Annotated in this window: 22 protein-coding genes; 14 read left to right on the top strand and 8 right to left on the bottom strand. The window is 74.4% G+C overall.

Going from position 1 to position 24,587, the window contains the following annotated elements:
• Positions 1-33 precede the first annotated feature (33 nt).
• The 6 genes from OG710_RS00845 to OG710_RS00820 all read left to right on the top strand — a co-directional run bounded on the left by OG710_RS00845 (position 34) and on the right by OG710_RS00820 (position 5,308).
• Positions 34-1,128, top strand: a complete 1,095-nt coding sequence (locus OG710_RS00845) for an ABC transporter ATP-binding protein (RefSeq protein ID WP_330237616.1) — start codon at positions 34-36, stop codon at positions 1,126-1,128.
• Entirely contained in the window at positions 1,125-1,979 is an 855-nt protein-coding gene (locus tag OG710_RS00840; protein WP_330237615.1) for an ABC transporter permease, read from the top strand. The genes OG710_RS00845 and OG710_RS00840 overlap by 4 nt, the downstream gene beginning before the upstream one ends.
• A gap of 225 nt (positions 1,980-2,204) precedes the next feature.
• Positions 2,205-3,221: a DUF3533 domain-containing protein gene (locus OG710_RS00835; RefSeq protein WP_443064313.1), complete on the top strand. Its 1,017-nt coding sequence runs from the start codon at positions 2,205-2,207 to the stop codon at positions 3,219-3,221.
• Positions 3,222-3,414: 193 nt separating this feature from the next.
• A complete protein-coding gene (locus OG710_RS00830; RefSeq protein ID WP_330237613.1) occupies positions 3,415-4,191 on the top strand; it encodes an alpha/beta hydrolase in 777 nt (258 codons plus the stop codon).
• Positions 4,192-4,257: 66 nt separating this feature from the next.
• Positions 4,258-4,755 (top strand): hypothetical protein, encoded by a 498-nt coding sequence (locus OG710_RS00825; RefSeq protein ID WP_330237612.1) that lies wholly within the window; start codon positions 4,258-4,260, stop codon positions 4,753-4,755.
• 4 nt (positions 4,756-4,759) lie between these two features.
• A complete protein-coding gene (locus OG710_RS00820; RefSeq protein WP_330237611.1) occupies positions 4,760-5,308 on the top strand; it encodes a putative immunity protein in 549 nt (182 codons plus the stop codon).
• Here the strand turns inward: OG710_RS00820 and OG710_RS00815 are convergent.
• Complete coding sequence (locus tag OG710_RS00815) at positions 5,305-5,964, bottom strand: TetR/AcrR family transcriptional regulator (protein ID WP_330237610.1); 660 nt, start codon at positions 5,962-5,964, stop codon at positions 5,305-5,307. The two genes, OG710_RS00820 and OG710_RS00815, sit on opposite strands and share 4 nt — an antisense overlap.
• Before the next feature lie 154 nt (positions 5,965-6,118).
• On the opposite strand from OG710_RS00815, the gene OG710_RS00810 reads away from it, so the two are divergent.
• Together OG710_RS00810 and OG710_RS00805 are read left to right on the top strand one after the other, a co-directional pair.
• Positions 6,119-7,237: a serine hydrolase domain-containing protein gene (locus tag OG710_RS00810; RefSeq protein ID WP_330237609.1), complete on the top strand. Its 1,119-nt coding sequence runs from the start codon at positions 6,119-6,121 to the stop codon at positions 7,235-7,237.
• Positions 7,238-7,327: 90 nt separating this feature from the next.
• Positions 7,328-7,720: a VOC family protein gene (locus tag OG710_RS00805; protein ID WP_111335094.1), complete on the top strand. Its 393-nt coding sequence runs from the start codon at positions 7,328-7,330 to the stop codon at positions 7,718-7,720.
• A 9-nt stretch (positions 7,721-7,729) separates the two neighbouring features.
• Here OG710_RS00805 and OG710_RS00800 read toward each other — a convergent pair whose 3' ends face one another.
• On the bottom strand, positions 7,730-8,959 hold the full coding sequence (locus OG710_RS00800) for a beta-ketoacyl-[acyl-carrier-protein] synthase family protein (protein ID WP_330237608.1): 1,230 nt from the start codon (positions 8,957-8,959) through the stop codon (positions 7,730-7,732).
• A gap of 65 nt (positions 8,960-9,024) precedes the next feature.
• Here OG710_RS00800 and OG710_RS00795 point away from each other — a divergent pair, with 65 nt between their 5' ends.
• Positions 9,025-9,651, top strand: coding sequence for a TetR/AcrR family transcriptional regulator C-terminal domain-containing protein (locus OG710_RS00795; RefSeq protein ID WP_330237607.1), 627 nt, complete (start codon positions 9,025-9,027; stop codon positions 9,649-9,651).
• A gap of 10 nt (positions 9,652-9,661) precedes the next feature.
• Here the strand turns inward: OG710_RS00795 and OG710_RS00790 are convergent, their stop codons facing one another.
• A complete protein-coding gene (locus OG710_RS00790; RefSeq protein WP_330237606.1) occupies positions 9,662-10,912 on the bottom strand; it encodes a geranylgeranyl reductase family protein in 1,251 nt (416 codons plus the stop codon).
• A 48-nt stretch (positions 10,913-10,960) separates the two neighbouring features.
• The gene (locus OG710_RS00785) at positions 10,961-12,058 is read right to left on the bottom strand and encodes a polyprenyl synthetase family protein (protein ID WP_330237605.1); all 1,098 of its coding nucleotides are present in this window, start codon (positions 12,056-12,058) and stop codon (positions 10,961-10,963) included.
• Between the two features lie 465 nt (positions 12,059-12,523).
• Between OG710_RS00785 and OG710_RS00780 the strand changes: the two genes are divergently transcribed.
• From OG710_RS00780 to OG710_RS00770, 3 genes are all read left to right on the top strand, one after another.
• Complete coding sequence (locus OG710_RS00780; RefSeq protein ID WP_330237604.1) at positions 12,524-14,650, top strand: cellulose binding domain-containing protein; 2,127 nt, start codon at positions 12,524-12,526, stop codon at positions 14,648-14,650.
• Positions 14,651-14,850: 200 nt separating this feature from the next.
• Positions 14,851-16,086, top strand: coding sequence for a lycopene cyclase family protein (locus OG710_RS00775; protein ID WP_330237603.1), 1,236 nt, complete (start codon positions 14,851-14,853; stop codon positions 16,084-16,086).
• Positions 16,087-16,189: 103 nt separating this feature from the next.
• A complete protein-coding gene (locus OG710_RS00770; RefSeq protein ID WP_330237602.1) occupies positions 16,190-17,740 on the top strand; it encodes an FAD-dependent oxidoreductase in 1,551 nt (516 codons plus the stop codon).
• An 18-nt stretch (positions 17,741-17,758) separates the two neighbouring features.
• On the opposite strand, the gene OG710_RS00765 is transcribed toward OG710_RS00770, so the two are convergent.
• The 4 genes from OG710_RS00765 to OG710_RS00750 all read right to left on the bottom strand — a co-directional run bounded on the left by OG710_RS00765 (position 17,759) and on the right by OG710_RS00750 (position 22,857).
• On the bottom strand, positions 17,759-18,793 hold the full coding sequence (locus OG710_RS00765) for a DUF5914 domain-containing protein (RefSeq protein ID WP_330237601.1): 1,035 nt from the start codon (positions 18,791-18,793) through the stop codon (positions 17,759-17,761).
• On the bottom strand, positions 18,790-19,770 hold the full coding sequence (locus tag OG710_RS00760; RefSeq protein WP_330237600.1) for a phytoene/squalene synthase family protein: 981 nt from the start codon (positions 19,768-19,770) through the stop codon (positions 18,790-18,792). The genes OG710_RS00765 and OG710_RS00760 overlap by 4 nt, the downstream gene beginning before the upstream one ends.
• Positions 19,757-21,325 carry a phytoene desaturase family protein gene (crtI, locus tag OG710_RS00755; RefSeq protein ID WP_330237599.1) on the bottom strand — a complete coding sequence of 523 codons (1,569 nt, stop codon included), beginning with the start codon at positions 21,323-21,325 and terminating at the stop codon, positions 19,757-19,759. The genes OG710_RS00760 and crtI overlap by 14 nt, the downstream gene beginning before the upstream one ends.
• A gap of 113 nt (positions 21,326-21,438) precedes the next feature.
• A complete protein-coding gene (locus OG710_RS00750; protein ID WP_330237598.1) occupies positions 21,439-22,857 on the bottom strand; it encodes a hypothetical protein in 1,419 nt (472 codons plus the stop codon).
• 281 nt (positions 22,858-23,138) lie between these two features.
• Between OG710_RS00750 and OG710_RS00745 the strand changes: the two genes are divergently transcribed.
• Positions 23,139-23,978 carry a hypothetical protein gene (locus OG710_RS00745; RefSeq protein ID WP_330237597.1) on the top strand — a complete coding sequence of 280 codons (840 nt, stop codon included), beginning with the start codon at positions 23,139-23,141 and terminating at the stop codon, positions 23,976-23,978.
• 77 nt (positions 23,979-24,055) lie between these two features.
• Entirely contained in the window at positions 24,056-24,478 is a 423-nt protein-coding gene (locus tag OG710_RS00740; protein WP_330237596.1) for a hypothetical protein, read from the top strand.
• Positions 24,479-24,587 lie beyond the last annotated feature (109 nt).

Here is a 24,587-nt window from a genome sequence, read left to right as displayed (position 1 = left end):
CCGGCCGGCCAACCCGAGGTGAGGACCGGACCCATGCGACTGCACACCGGCGACGAAGAACTCGCCCAGGAGCCCACCCCCGGCCCGCACACCACCCCCGGCCCACCCGAGGCCGCCGCCATCAGCGCACGCGGCCTGGTCAAGAGCTACCCCGGCCCCCGGGGGACCACCACCCACGCCGTCAACGGCCTGGACCTGGACGTCCGGCAGGGCGAGACCTTCGCCTTCCTCGGCCCCAACGGCGCCGGCAAGTCCACCACCATCGCCATGCTCTGCGCCCTCGCCCGCCCCACCGCCGGCCACGCCACGGTCGCGGGCGCCGACGTACGCACCCAGCCCCACCAGGTCAGACAACGCGTCGGCATGCTGTTCCAGCACAGCGCCCTCGACCCGGACCTGACCGCCGAACAGAACCTGCGCATCCACGCACGCCTCTACGGCATGCGCCGCGCCCGCATCCGGCACCGCACCGCCGAAGTGCTGGACGTGGCCGGCCTCACCGACCGGCGCACCTCACCCGTACGCACCCTGTCCGGAGGCATGCGCCGCCGCCTCGAAATCGCCCGGCAACTCCTCCACGAACCCGGCGTGCTCTTCCTCGACGAACCCACCACCGGACTGGACCCGCACGCCCGCGCCCAGATCTGGGACCACCTCTACGCCCTGCGGGAACGGCACGGCAGCACCCTCTTCATCACCACCCACCAGCTCGAAGAAGCCGCCAACTGCGACCGCGTCGCCATCATCGACCACGGCCGGCTGGTCGCCCAGGGCACCCCGACCGCCCTGAAAGCCGCCATCGGCGACGACCGGGTCGCCCTGCGCACCAGCGACGACGCGAAAGCCCGCCGCGTCGTCCGCCGCGCCGTACCGCCCGGACACCCCGTCACCGCGGAGACCGACGGAATCACCCTCCGCCTGCCCGACGGCAGCTCCTGGATTCCCCGCCTCTGCGCCGCCCTGCAGAACCACGGCATCGCCGTCCGCGCCGCCTCCGCCACCCCGCCCACCCTCGACGACGTCTTCTTCCACCACACCGGACGCAGCATCCACACCGCACCGCCGGGACCGGCCCCCGCCGCACCCCCCGAACCCGGCCCCGCCACGGCCACGGGCGGCCGCCGATGACCGTGATCCGGCTCGACACCGCCCACCCCCGCGACCGCGAACGGCCCGGCCGGCTGCGCCACGAACTGCGCGCGGTCCACGCACTCGTCCACCGGGACCTGCTGCGCCTGGCCGGCCAGCGCACCCACACCGGGCTGATGCTGCTCCACCCGCTGCTGTACCTGGTGATTCTCGGCGGCGGACTCGCCGCGCTCATCCCCGACTCCTCGCTCGGCGTCGGATACCAGACCTACCTCTTCCCCGGCATGCTGATGATGACCGTGCAGACACCGGCCATCCTGGTCGGCATCCGGCTGATCACCGACCGGCAGAGCGGCTATCTGCGCGAACTCCTCATGGCCCCGGTCGCCCGCTCCACCCTGCTCCTCGGCAGCTGCGCCGGCGGCACCCTCGTCGCCACCATCCAGGGCACCGTCCTGCTCGCCCTCGCCGGCCTCGTGGGCCTGCCCTACGACCCGGTCCTGCTGGTACTGCTCCTCGCCGCCATGACCCTGATCTCCTTCACCATCACCGCGCTCGCCCTGACCCTGGCCGTGAGCCTGAGCAGGCCCGAGGCGTTCCACACCCTGCTCGGCGTGCTGATGATGCCCCTGCTCTTCCTCTCCGGCGGCTTCTTCCCGCTGCAGACCCTCCCCGGCGCGATCCGTGCCTTCGCCGCCGTGAACCCGCTCGCCTACGGCGTGGACATGCTCCGCCAGGGCATCGCCCTGCGCGTCCCGGACGGGGCGGCCACCGGTGGCGTCACCTGGGCCGGCCACCCGCTCCCGTTCACCGCGGAGGCCGGCCTGCTGCTGCTCATCGGCACGGCCGCCCTGCTGTGGGCCGCCCGCCGGTTCGAACGCCAGGAGTGACCGCGGCCCGCCCCCGCGTCGGCCCGCCCCCGCACAGCCGCACCGGCACAGCGCCTACGCCGAACGAGTGGGTACGGCACCGGCCATGCGTGTTCTCACCGCGCGGCGCCGACCGGGCGTGAGGATGTCCGCGGACCGGGAGCGCCGGTCCATCACGGCTGAGAGCGGGTACGTCACGTGGCGGATGCAAGGGGCTCGACGACGAGGGTCGACGCGTGGACGGAGATGCGCGACGCGATCACCACCAGAGCGGTGCTCGTCATGCTGGGGGTGCTGCTGCTCCAACTGGGCTTCGCCCTCTCCTACATGGGGGCCTTCCACGCACCCAAGCCGCACCGCATCCCGCTCACCCTGGTCGCGCCGCAGGTCATGGAGGCCGACCTCGTCGCCCGGCTCAACTCACTGCCCGGCGAACCGGTCCACGTCACCGCCGTCGAGAACCGCGAGCAGGCCAGGGCCCGGCTCATGGAGCGGAAGACCGACGCCGCGCTGATCGTGGCCGTCACCGGACGCGCCGACACCCTGCTGGTCGCGTCGGCGGGCGGCCCCTCGGCGGCCGACGCCGCGGCGAAGGTCGTCGCGACCGTGGAGCGTACGCAGAACCGCACCGTGACCGTCCGGGACATCCGCCCGCCCGCCGAGGGCGACACCCGCGGACTGTCCTCCTTCTACCTGGTGCTCAGCTGGACGATCGGCGGCTACCTCGCCGCGTCGGCGCTGAACATGGCGGCCGGATCGAAGCGCCCCACACTCCGGCGCTCCATCGTGCGCCTCGCCGCGATGCTGCCCTACGGCTTCCTCTCCGGGATCGGCGGCGCCATCATCGTCGGCCCCGTGCTGGACTGCCTGCCGGGCTCCTTCTGGGAACTCGTCGGCATCGGCACCCTGGTCGTCTTCGCCTCCGGAGCCGTGGGCGTGGCCCTGCAGTCGGTCGCCGGGACCGTCGGCCTCGGCCTGACCATCCTCATCTTCACCATCCTCGGCAACCCCAGCTCCGGCGGCGTCTACCCGTCGTCCCTGCTGCCGCCGTTCTGGGCCGCGATCGGCCAGGCCCTGCCACCCGGAGCCGGCACGACCGTCGTCCGCAACACCGTCTACTTCGACGGCAACAACACCACCGGCGCGCTGTGGATTCTCGGCGCCTGGGCATTCGGCGGCATCGTCGTGGCGCTGCTGGCCGCCGGCCTGCGCGGGCGACAGGCCCGGCCGCGCCCCGCGACGCCGGCCGCGCCGGCGGTCTGACCCGGACCCCCGTACGAAACCCGCTGGGCGTACGGGGGACGGCGCTGATACATTCCTCCCGGCCGTGGACCGGAACGAGGAGGTGGTACCCGTGAACGCAGTATCGACATGGGTGCTCCCCTCCGGGGCCACGGTCGGGCGGTAGGCAGATCGTCCGGGAGCGCCGTTCCACGCACTCCCGAAGGACACGACCATGCATGTCACCTCCGAGCGGCGCCTCGCCACCCCCTCCGCGCAGGGCCCCGGCGACGACGTACTCGAACGCACCTTCCTCCTCGGCGACATCCCCGGCATCGTGTGGACCCCCGCGTCCGCCTCGGCGTCCGCACCGGTGCCGCTGATCCTCCTCGGCCACCCGCCGCTCGGCCTCGACGCGATGTATCCGCGTCTCGCCGACCGGGCCCGGCACTCGGCGGCGGCCGGCTTCGCCACCGCCACCGTCGAACTCCCCGGCAGCGGCGACCGGCCCCGCCTGCCCGTCCTCGACCGGGCCCGCGCCGACCTGCGCCGGACCATGCGGGCCGGCGAACCCGTCGGCGACGAGATCGTCGACGCACTGGTCCTCCCGCTGGTGGACCGGGCCGTCCCGGAATGGCAGACCGCCCTGGACGCCCTCCTGACGCTGCCCGGCATCGGAGGGCCGGTCGGCTACTCGGGCGGGGTGATCTCCATCGGCGTACGCCTCGCACGGATCGAGCCCCGCGTGGCGGCCGCCGGACTCTTCGCCGGCAGCTTCGTCCCCCGCGGCATCCTTGAGGAAGCCCGCCAGGTCACCATCCCGCTCCACGTCCTGCTCCAGTGGGACGACGAAGGAGGCCACCGGCAGGCCGGGCTCGACCTGTTCGACGCGTTCGGCTCCACGGAGAAGTCCCTGCACGCCCACCTGGGCGGCCACACCGGCGTCCCCCGGCACGCGGGGGCCGGCGCGGTCGACTTCTTCACCCGCCACCTGAAGCGCCGGGCGGCCTGACACGGCACCCCGGTGGTACGGCCCCGAGCCGCACCACCGGGGTGCGCCACTGGCTAGGGTGAGCCCGTGACCGAAGCCTCCCGCACCAGCCCCGAGCGGCCCGACGAGGGCGGGGCCCTCATGGCCGCGGTGGACGACGACGTGCTCGGCGCCTTCGTCCGGACCTCGCAGACCCTGCCCGGCGGCACGCGCCTGGACGCCCCGCACTTCACCGCGAGCCACCGGATCGGCGACCGTACCGTCGTCCTCCTCCTGGACACCACCGACGAGGCGCGGGCCCGCCGGCTGCTGCCCCGGATGCGCCGGGCCGTGGCGGACGGCGCGCTCCTGCGCGCACGCGCGGTGGAAGCCGTGGTCCACGAGTTCAGCGAAACCCCGCCGACCCGGCGGGAGCTGACGGACGCCCACGCCGACCTGCTGCTCGACACCGTCGTGGTGGACGGCGCATCGGAGGTCGTCCTGCACCTGGACGACTCCTGCGGCGAGCACATCATGGAGGGCTACTGGCCGGCCGTCCGCTTCGACACGGACAACCAGGTCACCGACGTCACGATCGAGGCCTGAGCCCATGCCGCGCCCACCGGCCCGGAAGGCGGGCGAGGTCGCCCTCAGCAAGGACGACCTCCGCGCGGTCACCGCATTCGCCGCCGCCTGCGCGGAAACGGTGCTCGACGTGTTCGAGAGCGCCCACCCGGACGACCCTCGCCCCCGCGAGGCCGTCGAGACCGCCCGGGCCTTCGCGCGCGGCGGCGAACGGGGCAAGGCGCTGCGGGACACCGCCTGGGCCGCCCTCAAGGCCGCCAAGGACGCGGACACGGAGGCGGCACGCGAGGCCGCACGGGCGGCGACGGCCGCGGCGGGGGCCGCCTATCTGCACCCCCTCGCGCAGGCCACCCAGGTCGGACACATCCTCGGCTCCGCCGCCCACGCCGCCAGGGCGGCCGAACTCGTCGCCGGCGACCGCGCGGCGGGCGAAGCGCACCTGGCCCGGTCGGCACGACACGCGACCCCCGCCGTCACCGACGTACTCGCCCGCTACCCGACCGCCCCCGAAGGCGGCGGACGCACCGGCGAACTCCTCCGAAACCTGGACACCGGACTCCGCAGGCCGAGCTAGCCCGCCCGGACCGCGGCCTCGATCCGGGCGAGGTGCGCGGCCAGGATGCTCTCGAACGCCGCCTGGTGGTCCGTCTGGAGGGGGCTCAGGTCGCGGGCGAAGCGGGCGACGGCGGGGAAGCGTTCCGGGTCCGCGCCCAGGACCGCCACCCGGAACAGTTCCCGGCCCTGCTCGCGCTCCTCCGGCGGGACCGTGCCGCCGCCCGCCTCGAAGGCGATCAGCGAGGCGATGAGGAACGCGATCCGGTGGTAGTGCCCCGGAATCTCCTCGTCGGGCAGCCCCGACGAGCCCAGCGCCTCCAGCACCTCCTCCATGACCATCCGGGAACCGTTGCCCCCCGAGACGTAACGCGCCCACGCCCCGGCGAGCTGCGGCTGCCGGCTGAAGGCGTCCCGCACGAGCAGGGCGAGGGCCGTGATGCGCTGCTTCCAGTCACCCTCGGGACGGTGGTCCTCCATGGCGGCGAGCAGCACCCGGTCCGCCAGCGCCCGCAGCAGTTCGGTCTTGCTGCGGAAGTGCCGGTAGAGGCTCGACGAATCGGTCCCGAGTGCCGCCGCCACCCTCCGCACGCTGAACGACTCCGTCGCGCTCGTGCGCAGCAGCTCGGCCGCCACGTCCAGGATCTCGTCGGTCGTCCAACGCCTTCTGCCGGCCATGCCGCTCCTCTCGCAGGACTCCAGGCTAGCTCATGCACTTGGTGCTGCACGCACCGCGTGCATAATGGGTGCAGAGCCTGCCGGGCGGCCCGGCAGGAGCGGGCAGGCGTGCGACGACCGCCGCCGGTTTCGGGGATGCGAAGGGGCGCACTTCATGAAGAAGGCACTGGACCGCGCGGCACTGGACGCGGCCGTCGACCACGTACACCGCGCCGGGCAACCGGGGATCTTTGCCGAGGTCCGGGCCGGTGACCAGGTCTGGCGCGGTGCGGCCGGAGTCGCCGACCTCGCCACCGGCCGCCCGGCCGACGCCGGTTTGCGCCACCGCGTCGGCAGCGTCACCAAGACGTTCACCGCCGCGGCGGTCATGCGCCAGGCCGAGCACGGCAGGATCGCACTCGACGCCCCGGTCGGCCGCTACCTCCCGGAACTGGTGCCGGGGGAGCGGGGTGAGGCGATCACGGTGCGGATGCTGCTCAACCACACGAGTGGCCTCGCCGAGTACCTCCCGTACATCTACCCGTCCCTGAAGCCGTTCCCCGTACTGGCCGACACCCGGCCGCAGAGCATGGACGACCACCGGTTCACGCGCTTCGACGCCGTGGAGCTGATCCGGCTGGGCGTCGCCGCACCGCCGGCGGGCGCCCCGGGCGGCGCGCCCGGCCTTTACTCCAACACCAACTACCTGCTTCTGGGCGAGCTCCTCGCCCGGGTCAGCGGCACCACCGCCGAGGAGTGCATCACCCGCGACGTCATCGAGCGCGCCGGGCTCCCGGACACCGTCTTCCCCACCGGGCCGGAGGTCGAGGGCCCGCACGCACGGCTCTACGAGGCATGGTTCGGCATGATCGATCCGCCCCGCGACTACAGTGTCTTCGACATGTCGTGGGTCGGGCCGGCCGCGTCCCTGATATCGACCGTCGCGGACCTCAACCTCTTCTACGCGCAGCTGCTGGCCGCAAAGATCGTCAGCGCGTCGTCGCTGGAGCAGATGCGGCGTACCGGTCCGGTCCTCTCGCAGGAGGGCCGGATCATCCCGTACGGCCTCGGACTGCACCCGGCCGGGGAACCCGGTCAGGACACCTTCTGGGGCCACGGTGGCACGGTCTGGGGCGGCGGCACCCTGGCCATGACCCGCGCGGACGGCGAGCGGCACGTGGTGGTCGCGGTGAACATGCAGAGGTGGAACACTCTCGACGCCTCCGGCAGACCGCGGCCCCACCCCATCGACCATGCACTGGCATCGCTGTACCGCGTGGCGATGTACGGCTGAGCCGCGCCGGGGCCCGTCCGCCGCACGCCTGCGGCGGACGGCCGAGCGGTGGCCGCCGCCCGACCCATTCGGACCAGAGAAGAGCGCGCCGTGAAAATTCACCTGACCAGCATCTTCGTCGACGACCAGGCCAAGGCCGAGCGCTTCTACACCGAGATCCTCGGCTTCGTGAAGAAGTACGACGTGCCGGTGGGCGGCGGGGCCCGCTGGTTGACCGTCGTCGGACCCGACGACCCCGACGGGACGCAACTCCTCCTGGAGCCCGCCGGCCACCCGGCCGTCGCCCCCTACCGCGACGCGCTCGTCAGGGACGGCATCCCGCTCGCCCAGTTCGCCGTCGACGATGTGGAGGCGGAGTACGAGCGGCTGCGCGGCCTCGGCGTGGACTTCCTCCAGGGGCCCACGGAGATGGGCGCGGTTACCACCGCCGTCTTCGACGACACCTGCGGCAACCTGATCCAGATCGCCACCGAGCCGAGCTGACGCTCCCGGTCACCGCGCGGCCGCGACCACGAGCGACACGTTCTGCCCGCCGAAGCCGAACGAGTTGCTGAGCACCGCCCGCTGAGGCGTGTCCCGCCGCTCCGCCACCACGTCCAGGCCGATGTCCGGGCCGACGCCGGCCGCGGCCAGGTTGCGCGTCGGCGGGATGACGCCGTGCTCCACGCTGAGGACAGCGACGACGGCCTCGACGGCACCCGCCGCGCCGAAGAGGTGTCCGAGCGAGGCCTTGGGTGCGGTCACGGCGGCGTGCCCGAAGACCTTTCGGATCGCGCGCGCCTCGGCGGCGTCGCCGACCGGCGTTCCGGTGGCGTGGGCGTTGACGTGGCCGATCCCGCCGGGCGCGATCCCGGCACGGGCAAGGGCCTTGCGCATCGCGGAGACCTGGCCGGAACCGTCCGGCGCGGGCGCGGTGATGTGGTGGGCGTCGGCGGTGATGCCCGCTCCGGCGAGCACCGCGCGGACGCGGGCACCGCGCGCGGCGGCGTGCGCGGCGCTCTCCAGGACCAGGACGGCGGCGCCCTCGCTCAGCACGAACCCGCTGCGGTCCGCGGCGAACGGTCGGGAGGCCGAGGCCGGATCACCCGGGTGCCGGGACAGCGCCTGCGCCTGGACGAATCCGGCCACGGTGACGGGCGTGATCGCCGCCTCCGCGCCACCCGCGATGACCACGTCCGCCTCGCCCGCCCGGATGAGCCGGGTCCCCAGGGCGACGGCCTCGGCCCCGGACGAACAGGCGGAGACGGGGGTGTAGGACCCGGCCCGTGCCCCGTACTCGATGCTGATCAGGGCCGCCGCCGCGTTGGGCATGAGCATCGGGACCGTACGGGGGGAGACCCGCCGGGTGCCGGACCGCTCCAGGACGTCGTCCTCCCGCAGCAGCGTCCCCACACCCCCGATGCCCGTCCCGATCGCGGATGCGAGCCGGTCCGGGTCCACCTCGGGCGCGCCCGCGTCGGCCCAGGCCTCGGCCGCCGCGACGAGCGCCGCCTGCTGGGCGCGGTCGAGCCGCCTGGCCCGTACCGGCGGCAGCGAGGCGGCGGGGTCGGCGGCCATCGTCCCGGCGGTCGTGCCCACGAGGCCGCTGTCCTCACGGCCGGCCGGTGCCAGGGCCCGGATGCCCGACTCGCCGGCCAGCAGCGCCTCCCAGGCGGTCGCCACATCCCCGCCCAGGGGGGTGATCGCGCCCATTCCGGTCACGACGACCTCGTTGCCGTCCATGCTCCGCACCTTTCTTGTATGCGATACAAGCGAACGAGGGCTGTTGTATCACATACAATTCGGGCGTGGAGGAGAAGCGAACCGAGACGGGACCGCCGTCCGCACGCTCGCGCGACCGTGGTCGCGCGACGAAACGCCGCCTGATCGAAGCGGCCGCGCGGCTCTGCGAGGAGCGGCCCGGCACCGAGGTGAGCGTCGCGGAGATCGCGAGCGCGGCCGGAGCGTTCCCCAACCAGGTGACGTACTACTTCGGCTCCAAGGACTCGCTCCTCGTGCACGCCGCCTTCCTCGGCCTGCTCCACGACACCCGCCGCGTCGAGCGCGTCGGCCGCCAGGCCCCGGACGCGGCGGCCTTCCGGCGCAACATCGCCCGCGCCGTCCTGGCCATGCGCTCACTGCCCTCCGTCGCGCGGGCGCTCGCCACCGGGATCGCCCGGCCCGAACTCGCCCCTGTGGTCGACCAGCACCTCCAGCTGCTGTTCCGGCAGTCCGAGCGCTTCGTGGGCCGACTCGCCGAAGCGCGCGGCTGGCGCACCCGCCGCCCGCTCTCCGCCGAGGTGAGGACGTTCTGGAGCACCGCGCTCGGGGCGGTCCTGCTCGTCCGCGCCGGTGCTCACGGCACCTCCGCCGACCTCGACCTCGCCGGCTCGCTGACCCTCCACGACGGCCCGGACCCGGCCGGGCCGTCGTGAGTGCGGCCCGTCACCCGCGCCGGTGCGGGGAGAGGCGGGTCGCGAGGGTGGTGGCCGTGCCGAGGAACGGGGTGGCCATGATGTCGGCGACGCTCGTGTCCCCCGCGATGTAGGAGTCCAGCCGGCGCCAGGCCGGGGGCAGCCGGGTCAGGACCGTGTGCACGAGCCGTGGGTTGCGGCTGAACAGGTCCATCAGGGCGCTGCTGGCCCGCATCTCGGCGCCCAGGGTCTGTACGACCTGCCGCCCGTAGGCAGCGGTGACGGCGTCCACCCGCTCCCGGCCGACGTCCACGAGCCGGGCGGCGGCCCGCCCGGCCAGCTCGCCCGAACCCAGCGCGTACGAGATGCCCTCCCGCGACCAGTGGTCCATGAGGGCGGCGGCGTCGCCCGCGACGAGCACCCGGCCCCGGGCCAGCGGTGAGTCCGGGCGGCGGCACCGTGTCAGATGCCCGGTGTCGTGGAGCGGCTGGGAGCCGGTCAGACCCTGACGGCTCAGGAAGTCCTCCTTGTACGCGCGCAGCGCGGCCGGGTTCCCGCGCGCCGCGACCACTCCGGCGGTGCACACGTCCCCCTTCGGGAACACCCAGCCGAAGGAGCCCGGCAGCGGACCCCACTCCATCAGCGCCCGACCCTGCCACCGGGCGGCCGCCGCGCCGCCCACCGGCACCTCCACCTCCAGCGCGAGGTCGACCTGGGCGCACCGCACGCCGACGTACCGGGAGACCCGGCCGGCACTGCCGTCCGCGCCGACGACGGCCCGCGCCCGCAGGGTGTCGCCGCGCCCGGTCCGGACCGTGACCGTGTCGCCCTCGTGCTCCAGCGAGGTGACCGCGGTGCAGTCGTCCACCCGGGCCCCCGCCGTCGCGGCGGCCTCGGTCAGCGCGGCGTCGAATTCGCTGCGGTACACCATGGCGCAGGTCGGGGTGCGGCAGTCGAGGGTGTGTTCGGCGCGGCCGTTGAGGGTGAAGGTGAACCGGTCGGCCGTGTCCCGGACGTTCAGCGGCAGGCCGCGCGGCAGCGCGGCGAGGGAGGCCCCGATGAGGCCGCCCCCGCAGGTCTTGTAGCGGGGGATCGAGGCACGTTCCAGCAGGAGCGTCCTGCGGCCGCGCTGCGCGGCGACCCGGGCGGCCGTGGCACCGGCCGGCCCGGCGCCGACGACGATCACGTCCCAGACCACGGGCCGGCGGACGGAAGAAGAGTGAGGAGTCATGGCGGGCACCTCGCGCTCGTGCGGGGCGGGGGCGGCGGGCTCGCTGCTCACGGAATTCCTCCCTCGGATACGCCGGTCACCGACCGGGCCGGGCGGCCGTCATACCGGGCGGGCGGCCGCGTCGGCGGCGACGCGGCGCAGGGCGTCCGCCGCGCGGGGGACGAACGGCGCCCGTTCCAGGGCCGCGAGGGCCGCCTCGTAGCGGGCAGTGATCATCTTCTCGACGGTCTCGCGGGCGCCCGTCTCCTCCAGGACCCGGCGCACCGCCGCCGCCCCCCGTGCGTCCAGGTCCGGGTCCCCGACGAACCTGCGCAGCAGCCGGGCCTGCGACCGCGACGCCCTGCGGACGGCCAGCGCCATGAGCACGGTCGCCCTGCCCGACCGCAGGTCCTCCGCGACCGGCTGCCCGGTGACGGCCGGGTCACCGAAGGTCCCGCGCAGGTCGTCGCGGAGCCGGAACGCCTCGCCCAGAGGCAGCGCGTACGCCGAACACGCCTCCAGCGTCCTGGCGCCCGCCCCGGCGAGCACCGCGCCCAGACGCAGCGGCCGCTCGACGGCGTACCGGGCCGTCCTCAGCCGGACCACGCGGGAGGCGAGGGCGACATCCGCACCGGGCGGCCCCGCGGTGCGCGCATCCAGGTACTGGCCGAGCACGACCTCGTTGCGCAGGGTGTCGACCAGCGGCAGCAGCACCCGGTACTGACGGTGCGTGAACCCTGCGGAGTGCAGCATCTCGTCGCACCGTACGAGCGCCAGATCGCCCAGCAGCACGGCGGAGTTCCGGCCGGACGTGTCCGGGGCGGCGCGCTCCCGGTGGCGGACGGCGAACGCCCGGTGCGCGCCGGGCGCTCCCCGGCGGCCGTCGTTCTCGTCCGCGATGTCGTCGTGGATCAGGGTGAACGCGTGCAACAGCTCCAGGGACGCGGCTAGCCGGACGGCGGCCTCCTCGCCCTTGCCGTCGCGGCCGCCGCCGGCGGCGTACCAGCCGAGAAGACAGAGCAGCGGTCCTACGCGCTCGCCGGGGGCGAGCACGTAGGAGGCGAGTGTACGGTCGGGATCGCGCCCGCCGCCCACGCGACGGCGCTGGGTGGGGACGCGGGACGAGGGGCTGCACAGGAAGGCGGCGAGTGCGGTGTCGATCAGCTCGCGCAGATCGGCGAGATCGAGCGCACCGGCCCTCATGGCCTGCGGACGCATGGGGGTCCTCTCGGCTGGGCGAACGAGCCGGGGGAGCGGGGGCGGCGCCTGCCGGCGCGAGGGGAAGCCCCGCGTCCCCCGACCGGGGCGACGCTGCGGGTGAGTGTGGACCGGACCTGGAGGGCCAGGTCCGAGGGGCTGAAGACGTTGCCCCCGGGGCTGCTTCCGACACGATCAGCCTTCCCAAGTCGTGTGACTCTACGCGTTCCATCGAGTACACAGAGTTGCGAAAGGGAGGGGTGAGCGCGTGCCCCCACGCCCCCGGCGGCCCCCTGCGCGCCCATGAGCGGCGCGAGTGCGCGTCGTGCGCTGCCGAGGCCCCGCGTACGCCCGGCGGCTCCCGCGCGTACGGCCGTTGACACGGCGAGGCGCCCCTCCCATTATGGGAGCGCTCCCACGCGTGAGGTCCGATCACCTGCTCCGCCGCACCCCGACTGTCGCCGAGATCCCCAGGGAGGATCACCCATGGCGCCATCGCACAGACCCCCGCACCCGGCTCGGGGCGGCTTGCGCCCCCTCGCGCGCGCCGCCGCCGTCCTGGCCGCCTCGCTGGCCCTGCTGTCCACCACGGCCGGCGCGGCCCCCGCCGCGCCCCGGACGGCGGACGGCGCGGACGTCGACGTCCGGGTGAACGCCCGGGCATCGCTCGGCACGCTGACCGGCGAGGCCCGCGGGGTCAACACCGCCATCTGGGACTCGCACATGAACGACCCCGAGGTGGCGGACCTGATGAAGGCGGCCGACGTCGGGATGATGCGCTACCCCGGCGGCTCGTACGCGGACATCTACCACTGGGAGACACACACCGCGCCCGGCGGATACGTCGCCCCCGGCACCGGATTCGACGCGTTCATGGGCACCGTCCGCGCCACCGGGGCGCAGCCGATGCTCATCGCCAACTACGGCTCCGGCACCCCCGAGGAGGCGGCCGGCTGGGTCAGGTACGCCAACGTCACCAAGAAGTACGGCGCGAAGTACTGGGAGATCGGCAACGAGATCTACGGCAACGGCCACTACGGCAGCGGCTGGGAGCACGACGACCACGAGGACAAGAGCCCCCGGGAGTACGCGCGCCAGGTGCGCGCCTACGCGGCGGCCATGAAGGCCGTCGACCCCACGGTCAGGATCGGCGCCGTCCTCACCAGTCCGGGCGAGTGGCCGGACGGCGTCGTCGGCACCGGCGACGCCGCCGACTGGAACCACACCGTGCTCCCCGCCGTGGCCGACGTCATCGACTTCGTGAGCGTCCACTGGTACGCCGGAGGCGGCGACACCACCGCCGACGACGCCCTGGCCCGGCTGGCCAAACTGCCCGGCGAACTGCGCGAGGTGCGCAACCAGATCGACCGGGTGGCGGGCGCGGGCTCACCCCGCATCAAGATCGCCCTCTCCGAGATCAACACCAACACCGGAGGCGCCCGCCTCACCGCCCGCCCCAACGGCCTGTTCGCCGCCGACGCGTTCATGACCGCGCTGGAGAACGGCGTGTTCAACGTCGACTGGTGGAACACCCACAACGGCATCGACCGGATCACCACCGTCGACGGCGAGACCGACTACGGCGACATGGGCATGCTCTCCAGCGGCGCCTGCTCCGGCGAGGTGTGCGAACCGGCGGTCAACACCCCCTTCCCTCCCTACTACGGGATGAAGATGACCGGCGAACTCGGCACCGCGGGCGACACCATGGTCGCCGCCGAGTCCTCCGCGCAGGACGTCTCCGCCCACGCCGTGCTCCGCCGCGACGGACGGCTCGCCGTCATGCTCGTCAACAAGAACCCCGACTCCGCGCGCACCGTGGCCCTCGACTACGCGGGCTTCACCCCCGCCGCCACCGCGCCCGGGGTCAGCCGCTACGCCCGCGGCGACAGCGACATCACCGAGGTCACCGACGGCGACGCGTCCGCCTCCCGGGTCACCGTGCCCCCGTACGCCTTGCTCACCGTCACCCTCGAACCGGAGGCCGGAACAGGACCGGCCGCCTCCGCCGCCGGCACACCCGGCACGCCCCGGCTGGAGGCCGTCACCGACACCACCGCGCGGCTGTCCTGGAACGGCGCGACAGGCGCCGCCCGCTACCTCGTCCAGGAACGCGACGGCTCGTACACCCGCGTCGTCGGCGAGAGCACCGGCACCTCCGTGACCCTGCGCAACCTGCCGCCCGGCACCACCCACACCGTCAACGTGCTGGCCTCCGACTCCTCGGGGCGGATCTCCGGCCCCTCCGCGCCCCTCACCTTCACCACCGGGACGCCCGAGGACGCGGCCTGCTCGGTGACCTACCACCGTGACACGAGCTGGGGCAACGGCTTCGTGACCACGGTGACCATCAGCAACCTCGGGGACACCCCGATCACCGGCTGGACGGTGGACTGGGACTGGCCGACCACGGGCCAGTCGGTGTCCTCCTGGTGGAACGCCACGTTCCACCAGACCGGCACCCATGTCCGCGTGACCGCCCCCGAAGGCGCGGGACCGCTGGCGGCGGACGGCGGCTCGACCGCCTCCTTCGGGTTCGTCGGCGCCAACGACGGGCCCAACCCCGACCCGGCGGCCTTCCGCCTGAACGGCGCCGTCTGCTCCGGCGGCTGACCCCGGCACACGGGGGAGCGCGGACCCGGCCCTGGGGCGTGGGCCGGGTCCGCCGCGTCACCCGGTCCGCCCCGTCGTGGCTCCTGGCTTCGCCCGGCGGAACGTGGTCCGCTGGACCGACGGCCGGCCCCGAGGAGCACCATGACCGAAGAACACCCCCGGCCCGCCCGCGAGGTGGCGACCGACCCGGCGCGCCGGGCATGACACCGGGGCGGGCCGCACACCCCGGGCCACCACCGGCACACAGCGACGTCACCGTCGTCGGCGGCGGCGCGGCCGGACTCAGCCTCGCGCACCGCCTGACGGAGACCGGCGCCGCCACCGTCACCGTGATCGAGCCCCCGGACGGGCCGCTGCGCCCCGCCGAGCGCACCTGGTGCTACTGGCACGCCGGCACCGACGGCCTGGAGGGCGCCGTCACCACGACCTGGCCCCTCCTGCGCGTGCACGGCGCGGACGGCCGCCCGGTCACCGTCGACCCGGCCCCCTTCACCTACCGCATGCTCCGCTCCACCGACTTCGAGAACCTGGTACGCGGCCGGCTGGCGGGCTCGGACCGGAACCGCCTCCTGCGGGCGACGGCCGACGCGGTACGCAGCGTGCCCGGCGGCGCGGAAGTCCGCTGCACCCTGCCCGGCGGCCGCACGACGACCCTGCGCAGCCGCCGCGCCTTCGACTCACGGCCCCTGCCGGCCCTGCCCCCCGCCCGTACCCAGCTCCTCCAGCACTTCCGCGGCTGGTTCGTCCGTACCGCCACCGCCCGCTTCGACCCCGGCATCGCCGACCTGATGGACTTCCGCGTTCCCCAGCCCTCCCACGGACTCGCCTTCGGCTACGTCCTTCCGCTGGCCCCGGACCGCGCGCTCGTGGAATACACCGAGTTCTCCCGCCGCACGCTCACCACCCCGGCGTACGAATCGGCGCTCGGGCACTACTGCCGCGACGTGCTGCGCCTCGGCGAGTACACCGTGGAGCGGACCGAACAGGGGCTGATCCCCATGACCGACGCCCGCTTCCGCCATCGCGCCGGAGCCTCCGTGTTCCGCATCGGCACCGCGGGCGGCGCCACCCGGCCGGCCACCGGATACACCTTCGCCGCCGTCCAGCGGCAGAGCCGCGCCATCGCCGCCGCCCTCCGCGCCGGACGCGGCACCGTCCCCGCACCCCACGGGCGCCGGGCGCTGGCCATGGACGCCATCATGCTCCGCGCCCTGGACACCGGACGCATCGACGGCCCCGCCTTCTTCACCGGCCTGTTCCGCCATGTCCCGGCCGAACGCCTGCTGCGCTTCCTCGACGGCACGGCCTCCCTCCGCGAGGACTGGGGCATCGGGCTGCGCACCCCCGTGCGGCCGATGCTCGCCACGGCGGCCGAACTGCCCTTCCTGCCACGCCGGACCCGGCCCCTCACCGAGGCCGGAGCACCCCACCGGTGAGCCCGTCGCCGGATGGCAGACCGGCACCGGGCACACCTTCCCGCCCCCGCCCGCAACGGAATCCCCCGCAACAGAAGCCCCCCACGACCCGGAAGCGCCCTCCATGACCACCCGCACCGCCACCCCCCGCCGGGGCCGCGACCGCAAGGCCGCCATCCTGCTGCCCGCCCCCGGCGCCCCACGCTTCGCCGCCGGTGACGCCCCGTCGGTCGCCGTCATCGGCGGCGGCATCGCCGGCCTGTCCGCAGCCACCCTGCTGTCCGAACGCGGCGCCCGCGTCACCCTCTACGAACGGGACGACACCCTCGGCGGCCGGCTCTCGGGCCACCGCACCCTGCTCGCCGACGGCTCCCCGGTGACCATGAGCCGCGGCTTCCACGCCTTCTTCCGCCAGTACTACAACCTGCGCGGCCTGTTGCGCCGTACGGACCCCGGCCTCACCCGCCTCGCCCCGCTGCCCGACTACCCCCTCCGGCACAGCGGCGGCCTGACCGACAGCTTCGCCCGCGTCCCCAGGACCCCACCCCTCAGCGCCCTCGGATTCGTCGCGCTGAGCCCCACCTTCGGCTGGCGCGACCTGGCCGCCATGGACGCCCGTGCGGCACTCCCGCTCCTCGACGTGCGCGTCCCCGAGGTGTACGAGCGGTTCGACGACGTCACCGCGACCGGCTTCCTGAACGGCGTCCGCTTCCCCGAAGCCGCCCACCACCTCGCGTTCGAGGTGTTCTCGCGCAGCTTCTTCGCCGACCCGCGCCACCTGTCCGCCGCCGAACTGCTGCTGATGTTCCACATCTACTTCCTCGGCTCGGCCGAGGGCCTGCTCTTCGACGTACCGGCCGAACCCTTCCCCCAGGCCCTCTGGGACCCGCTCGCCGACTACCTGCGGGGCCACCGCGCGGACATCCGCACCGGCACCCCCGTACACCGCGTCACCCCCGGCGACGACGGGGCCCACGTCCACACCGACGCCGGCACCGACCACCACCGGGCCGTGGTCCTCGCCCTCGACACCGGCGGCCTGCGCGGCCTCGTCGCCGCCTCACCCGGCCTCGGCACCGGCCGCTGGCGCGACGACGTCGCCGCCCTGCGCACCGCACCGCCCTTCCTCGTCTCCCGGCTCTGGCTCGACCGCCCCGTCCGCCCGGACCGGCCCGGCTTCCTCGGTACCAGCGGCTACGGCGGCCTCGACAACATCAGCGTCCTCGAACGGTACGAGGGCGAGGCCGCCCGCTGGGCCGCGCGCACCGGGGGCTCCGTCGTGGAACTCCACGCGTACGCCGTCGACCCCGGCGCCGAGCACAAGGACGTCCAGGAGACGCTCGTCGACCGGCTGCACCGCGTGTACCCGGAGACGCGCGACGCGCGGATCGTCGACAGCAGGCACGAGTGGCGCTCCGACTGCCCCCTCTTCGAGCCCGGCTCCCACCGCCGCCGCCCCACCGTACGCACCCCCCACCCCTGGCTGGTGCTCGCCGGCGACGCCATCCGCTGCGACCTGCCCGTCGCCCTCATGGAACGCGCGGCCACCACCGGCTTCCTCGCCGCGAACGCCCTGCTCGCCGACCGGGGCGTCCGGGGACAGACGCTGTGGACGGTGCCCAGGGCGGGCCGCTCCCGCGCCCTGCGGGCCCTCGCCGGGCTGCGACGCGACTGAAGCCGGTGCCCGGCCCGCTCAGCCCGGGAACCGCCCGGTGCTGCGCAGCGCCCAGCGCCGTTCGGCGTACGCAAGGTCGTCCCGCCACAGCCGGGCCGCCGTACGCCGCATCAGCGGACGCAGCAGCGGCGCCGCCATCCGGGCCGGCGCGAAGCCCGGCCGGTCCGACGCGGCGATCGTCGCCTCGACCACGGCCGTGCGCGGCCGCGGATGGCCCGGCCCGGTCAGCGGAGTCGCATGCGTCTCCACCACGGACGACGCCCCCTCACCATCGGTGATGCGCATGACGACCGTACGCGGCTCAGGTGCCGTGAACGCGGCCCGCACCGGCACCACCAGCCGCCCCGCCACCCGGAAGGACACATCGACGACGAACGCGTCGTCGCCCTCGCCGTCCGGCTCGCGCACCACCGACAGATCGATGAACGAGTACGGGTGGAACCACGAACCGTGCCACGGGTCCAGCCGGTTGGCCACCACGTCCTGCGGCTCGCACCGCCCCACCGCCGTGAACACCGCGTCCACCGCCCCCGCCGGCGCGGGCCGCACCGGCACCACCGGCCGCTCACCGGGCTCCTCGCCCCCCACCCCGTCCAGCCGCACCCACACCAGCACACCGTCGTCGTACACCGGAAACGGCCGCCACCCGGCGAACGGGCCACCGTCCAGGGCCAGTCCGTGCCAGTGGCACACCAGCGTGCCGCACACCACCCGGCTCTCCCGCAACGGAGCACCGAGGTGCGGGCACACACCGGGGCCGGCCCGCAGCTCCCCGTCCGCCGTCCGCCACAGCACGACCTCCACCCCGCCGACCGTCCTGCCGTACGGGCCCCCACCGCTGCGCATCGCGCGCGAGGCACCCACCACGTACCAGTTGCCGGACGGGCGCGCGGTGGCCCGCTCCAGCGCCCGCGCGATCAGCACCGGCCGCGCCTCGCGCCACGTCGGCGCCTGCGCCGACCAGCCGGGCCCGGAACCCCGCAGCCGCAACGGGGGCGTCCAGCCCGGCGAGAACGGCCGCCGCACCGGGGAGACCCAGCGCCTCCGGCTCACCGCACCCGCCCCTTCCGCCCGGCCGCAGGCCCGCGCAGCCGGCCCCGCGCACGCCACCGGGCCCCCGCCACACCCAGCAACCCGGCGGCGGCGGTGACGGCGCGCCGCCGCCCGGACACCACCGCACGCCGGTGCAGCACCCGGTAGTCCTGCTCGGCGACCGCGTCGAGAATCCCGCCGTACAGGGTGAACGCGGCGCGGATGCACGGACGCACCCGCGGATCGAGCATGCCGATGCCCGGCTCCGCCGTCCGGTACACACCCCGCGTCAGCTCCGACGCGTCCACCAGAGCCGCCCGGATGCGCGCGTCCGCCCGTCCGGTGCGCCGGCTCCACTCCAGCAGCGGCCGGTCCACCCCGTGCGAGGCCAGCAGATCGGCGGGCAGGTAGACCCGGCCCCGGTCGAGGTCCTCGCCCACATCGCGTACGAAGTTGGTGAGCTGGAACGCCACACCGAGCGCCGCCGCATGCGGTTCGGCCTCCCGCCGCGGCACCACCGTGCCGAGCACCGGCAGCATCTGCAGACCGATCACCGCGGCCGAACCGTGCACGTACTTCTGCAGGTCGGCATAGGTGGGGTAGTCGGTGACGGTCAGGTCGGCCCGTATCGAGGACAGGAAGTCGGCGAACAGCTCGTGCCCGATGCCGTACCGGGCGGCGGTGTCGGCGACCGCCCGCACCACCGGCTCGTCACCCGCGCCGGTGCGCAGCCCGCGTACGAGATCGCGCTCCAGCCGGAGCAGCAGCCGGTCGCGCTCCTCGGGCACCCGGTGCCGGCCGAGGTCGTCGACGATGTCGTCCGCCCAGCGCGCGAAGCCGTACAGGGCGTGCACGGCGCAACGCCGCTCCGGCGGCAGCAGCCGGGTGGCCAGGAAGTAGGTGCGCCCGTGCCGGGCGTTGAGCCGGCGGCACCGGGCGTAGGCGAGGCGCAGCTCCGCATCGGTGATCCCGGCCGCGTCCAGTTCACGCCGGGTCATCGGCACCCGCCCCGGTCAGCAGGACGGGCTCCCGGTGCGCGGCGGCGGGCGGGCGTCCCCGACGGGGTCGCTGCCCGCCGCCGGTGATGCGCGCGGCGGCCAGCTTGCCGCTGATGAGGACGGTCGGCACACCGACGCCGGGGGTGGTCCCGCACCCCGCGAGCACCACGTTCTCCGTTCCCCGTACGAGATTGCGCGGACGGAACGGGCCGGTCTGGGCGAACGAGTGGGCGAGCGAGAAGGGGGTGCCGGCGGCATGGCCCCGAGCCGTCCAGTCCAGCGGGGTGACCAGCAACTCCTGCCGCACACCGGCGGCGAACCCGTCCAGCCCCCGGCGTTCGAGCTCGCGCACCAGCCGGTCGCGGTAGCGCGGGCCGAGATCGCGCCACGCGGCGGCCGGGGGACCGGTGACGGTGTTGGGGCACGGCGCCAGGACGTAGTGCAGATGGTGGCCCGGCGGCGCCAGCGACGGATCGTGCGCGGTGGGCCGGGTGATCAGCAGCGAGGGATCGCTCATCAGCTCGCCCCGGCGCATCAGCTCGTCGAAGGTCCGCTCCCACGCGGCGCCGAACGAGATCGTGTGGTGCGCGAGCTGCGGCCAGGTGCGGTCCGTTCCGGCGTGCAGCACCACGGCGGACGGCGAGTGCCGGACCGGTACGGGACGCCGGGGCCGCCGCCCCAGCAGCCGGTGGGCGGCGGGCAGTTCACAGGTCAGCACCACCGCGTCGCAGGCCAGCCGCTCGCCGGAGGCCAGCCGCACGGCGCGCACCCGGTCACCCGACCGCTCCAGCCCGCTCACCTCGGCCGACCAGCGCAGCTCGGCACCCGCGTCCGCCGCCGCGTCGGCCATGGCACGCGGCAGGGCGTACATGCCGCCCTTCGGGAACCAGACGCCCGCCACCGTGTCCATGTACGCGATCACCGCATACGCCGCGAGCGCCCGCGCCGGGGCCACGCCCGCGTACAGCGACTGGAACGAGAACACCCGGCGCAGCCGCTCGTCCGACAGGAAGCGGCCGATCCGGCGATCCAGCCGCCCGAACCCGCCCAGCGCCGCCAGCCGGGCCAGATCCGGACACAGCAACCCGAGCGGGGAATCGAAGTTCGCGTCGATGAAGCGGCCCATCTGCGCCCGGTACACCCGCTCCAGCCACCGCCGCAGCTCGCGGTAGCCAGCCGCCTGCCCCGCCCCGGCGAACTGCCGCACCTCCGCTTCCATCGCCTCGCCGTCGGTGTGTACGTCGAGCGAGGACCCGTCCGCGAAACAGGCCCGGTACGCCGGACTCAGAGCCGTCAGCTCGACGCGGCGGTACAGGCTGTCCCCGACCGCGGCGAACGCCTCGTCGGCCAGCTCGGGCATGGTCAGCACCGTGGGCCCGGTGTCGATCTCGAACCCGCCGAGCCCCACCCGCCCCGCCCGGCCACCGGGCCCCGCATCCCGCTCCACGAGGGTGACCCGGCGGCCCGCGCCCAGCAGGTGCAGAGCACACGCCAACCCGGACAACCCGGCGCCCACGACAACGACATGCTCCACCGACCCCGGCACACACCTCACACGACGCCCTCGCTTCCGTCAGCACGCGCGCCGATCTCACCCCGCCGCCCGCCGGACACCCAGCCCCTGACGGCGTGTCGCCCCCGGAGTCCTCCTGTCGGCGTACGCCCGGATCAGCTCACCGACGCACTCCAGCCCTCGCCGGAAGTGACGAACAACGCCCCGTCGTGCAGGCCGACACCGGAGGCGGCCGTGGCCCGGCCCGTCAGGCTGAGCGGACCCGGCCCCGCGAACGCGGCCGAGCGCAGCCGAAAGGCGCCGGGCTCGTCGCAGCCGAGGGTGCGCAGCCTCCACGGCGACGAGGGGCCTGCCTCATGCCGGGGCGGCAGGGCGAGTTGGAGCTGTGCCGTGGCCGGTCGGCCGCGGTTCGGGTCGGAGTGGGCAGCCGTCCAGGCCGCCATGACGAGCACCGCCTGCGCCGGTGGAGCGGAGGGGCGCTCCCCGGTGAGCGGCAAAGGCGAGGCTGCGGGAGCCGGCGGAGCGTCGATGAGATCCGAACGGCCCGACCTCTGAAGTACCGCGGCGAACCAGCGGGCCGGCACGGGCCCGCCCCGGTCGGCCCAGCCGCGTACGAGGTCGCGGAAGGCCGTTTCCCTGGCACGGACGCCGGGCGTGGACCCCGCGGCCGCGATCGCCGATCCGGCCCCCTCGAAGACCCGGCAGAGGTCGAGTACGGGTACGCGGTCGGCCCGGTCGGGGTATCGGACGGACCGGATCTCCCATATCGCGTCACGCAGCAGAAGGGCGGCGACGCGCGCGTCGGCTCCCAACTCCCCGCCCGGCGGCTCCGACCGCTTCGACCGGCCGTCACGGGGCGGGACCACGGCGTCGGCTCGCCGGCCGGCGGCCGACAGATACCAGCACCGGTCGTCCCACCGGCACTCACCGCTCGCCGCACGCAGCCGACCACCCGCGCCGATGCGCACCTCCACGCCGTCCACCAGCGGCTCCAGGGCGACACCGTGCGCATCGGAGGAGTCGAAGACCACATCGGTGACACCATCCAGCGGAACGTGCAGCAGCGCGGGGCTTACGGGAGTCTCCTCGGCGACGTCGAATCTGCGGGGGACCGCCAGTTCGAGGAAGCCGTACAGACCCGCTCCCGCCCGCTCCACCCGAAGAGAGCGAACAGCGGCTGCCCCCAGGTCGTAGTCGGGCAGCAACTCGTCCACGGTCCGCCTCGTCACCGGGTACAGCGGAGCCATGACGCGTCCGAGATAGTCGCGGCCCGGCCGCAGCGGCTCCACGGCGGACAGCAACGACTCCACCCCGTACCCGGCGACGCCCGCCTGCTCACGCATCCACCCGCGCCGGCGCTCGCCCCATCCCGCCATCCACTCCAACACCGTCCGCGCCCGCCGCTCACGCTCATCGGCGTCGGCGGAATGGGCGGCCCAGAAGAGAGGGAAGAGGTTGTTGTCCCACACATTCGCGACAGAGTGGATCGTCTCCCGGTCGTACCGGCGCACATCCGCCGCGGCCTCCGCGATCTGCACCACGGACCGATCCAGCAGCGCCGCCAGCACAGACATGGCCGGAAACTCCACAGGCGAGGGCATACGCCAATCGTCGCACGGCACAAGGACGGTGGACGGCCGACCGTATCCCCGAGCCGACCGACCCGTTCGCGCGTTGCGTCAACCGGCCCAACGCCGGTCGCCCGGCCGGTTCCGGGGGGCGAGGCTGCTGCGCAGGCGCGGATTTCGTGCCGTCGTCCCAGCCGTCCTGGAAGCGGGGGATCGCCCATGCCGTCCGTACTCTCCCCCGACAGCGGGGCGGGACGAGCCGCCGTGCGCGGCCGCGGGTAGGCGCCGTGGCGGAGACGGGCACGGAACGGGACGACGAGCACGACGCACGGTCGGCCGACCGCAGAGGCGGTCCCGGGCACACGGTGCTGGTGTCGGTGGCCCTCGCGGTACCGGTGACGAAGGTCGCGTACACGGTCGGAGGCGGCGCCGCCGCCCGTGACGTGTTCGTCGGCATGGAGCCCGCCAACTGGCCCGACGTCCTGATCGGCATGGTCCTCACCGACCCGCTCCTCGCCTCCGTACTGGCCGTTGTCGTCTCCCGCGTCGTCTTCGCCCTCTTCGCGGCACGCGGCGCCATTCCCGTCCAGGGAGGGTTCCTCCGTGCGCTCCAGCGGGTGGCGCTCACGGCCGTCAGCCCGGCCGCGATGGGAGTGGTGGTCGCCGGATTCTTCGGCCCCTGGTGGGGGCTCGGCACGGCGCTCGCCGCGTACGCGCTGCGCAAGGGCGTCGTGGTGGAGTACCGCACCGGCAGACGCCACCCGCACGCACACCCCGGGCACCGGCGTACGCCCGCCTCGGGATCGCACCGGGAGGCCCGCCGCTACCGGCCGTCGCCGGCACTGCGCCGGGCGGCGGCCCTGGAGCAGTGGGCGGCCCTCGTCCTGACAGCCGTCGTACTCCCGGTCCTGTTCTTCGTCGCCGCCCTGGACGGCCGGGCCTGGACCTCGATCGTCCGCTGCCAGGTCACCGCCGGCACACAGACCGCGAGCAACCGTCTCATCGAACTCAGCCGCAAGGGCAACGGAATCGTCGGCTGGAACCTGGACACCGACGAGATCACCAACGGCGACGCGTGCACGGGCGAGGAGAGCCTCTATGTACGCGAACCGTGGTGGCGACGCTGAGCGCCGGCCGTCGCGGCACGCGCCGCTGAGTACGCGTACTCATGCACATCCTGTACATGACCGGAAAGCTCGGGGCCATGAAATCGAGCAAAGCGACACTCGTAGCCCTGCATCTCTTCCTGATCTGGGTGCTGATGGCGTTCGCCGCGCCGATTCTCGGCCTGGCCCTGCTGGGCATCGCATGGGACGGGGGAGCGGCCGCGTTCATGGTCCTTCTCGTCATGCTGGCCGTGGTCCTCGGCCTGCTGAACCTGATCGGTCTGCTGGTGGACGGAGTGGTTCCGTTGAGCGGCTCCGCCCCGCGGCGGCTGAGCTGGTCGGTGCTGGTGCTGGTCCTCGGCTCACTCGGGCTCTACGCCGGCGCGACGCTGCTCGGCCGCGTAGGCCCGAGCGGTGGATTCGTATCGATCGCCCGGGCCGGGCTTCCGTACGCCCTCGCCGCCGCCCTCCTGGTCCCGAACCGGTGGCCGCGCCTCCGGAGCGCCGGCCGTACGTCCTGACGGCCCCTGATGCGGGAAAGGCGGAAACCGCTCCCGGCCGCCCCGACCCGTCGCGTGCCTGTGCCCCGCCTGGGACGATCCTGTGTCATTCGTACTTCATAGTCTGAGG

Origin of the sequence: Streptomyces sp. NBC_00525, assembly GCF_036346595.1 — a bacterium.
Classification (GTDB): domain Bacteria; phylum Actinomycetota; class Actinomycetes; order Streptomycetales; family Streptomycetaceae; genus Streptomyces.
The sequence above is the reverse complement of the archived record's forward strand: the minus strand, read 5'-3'. Positions and strand labels throughout refer to the sequence as shown.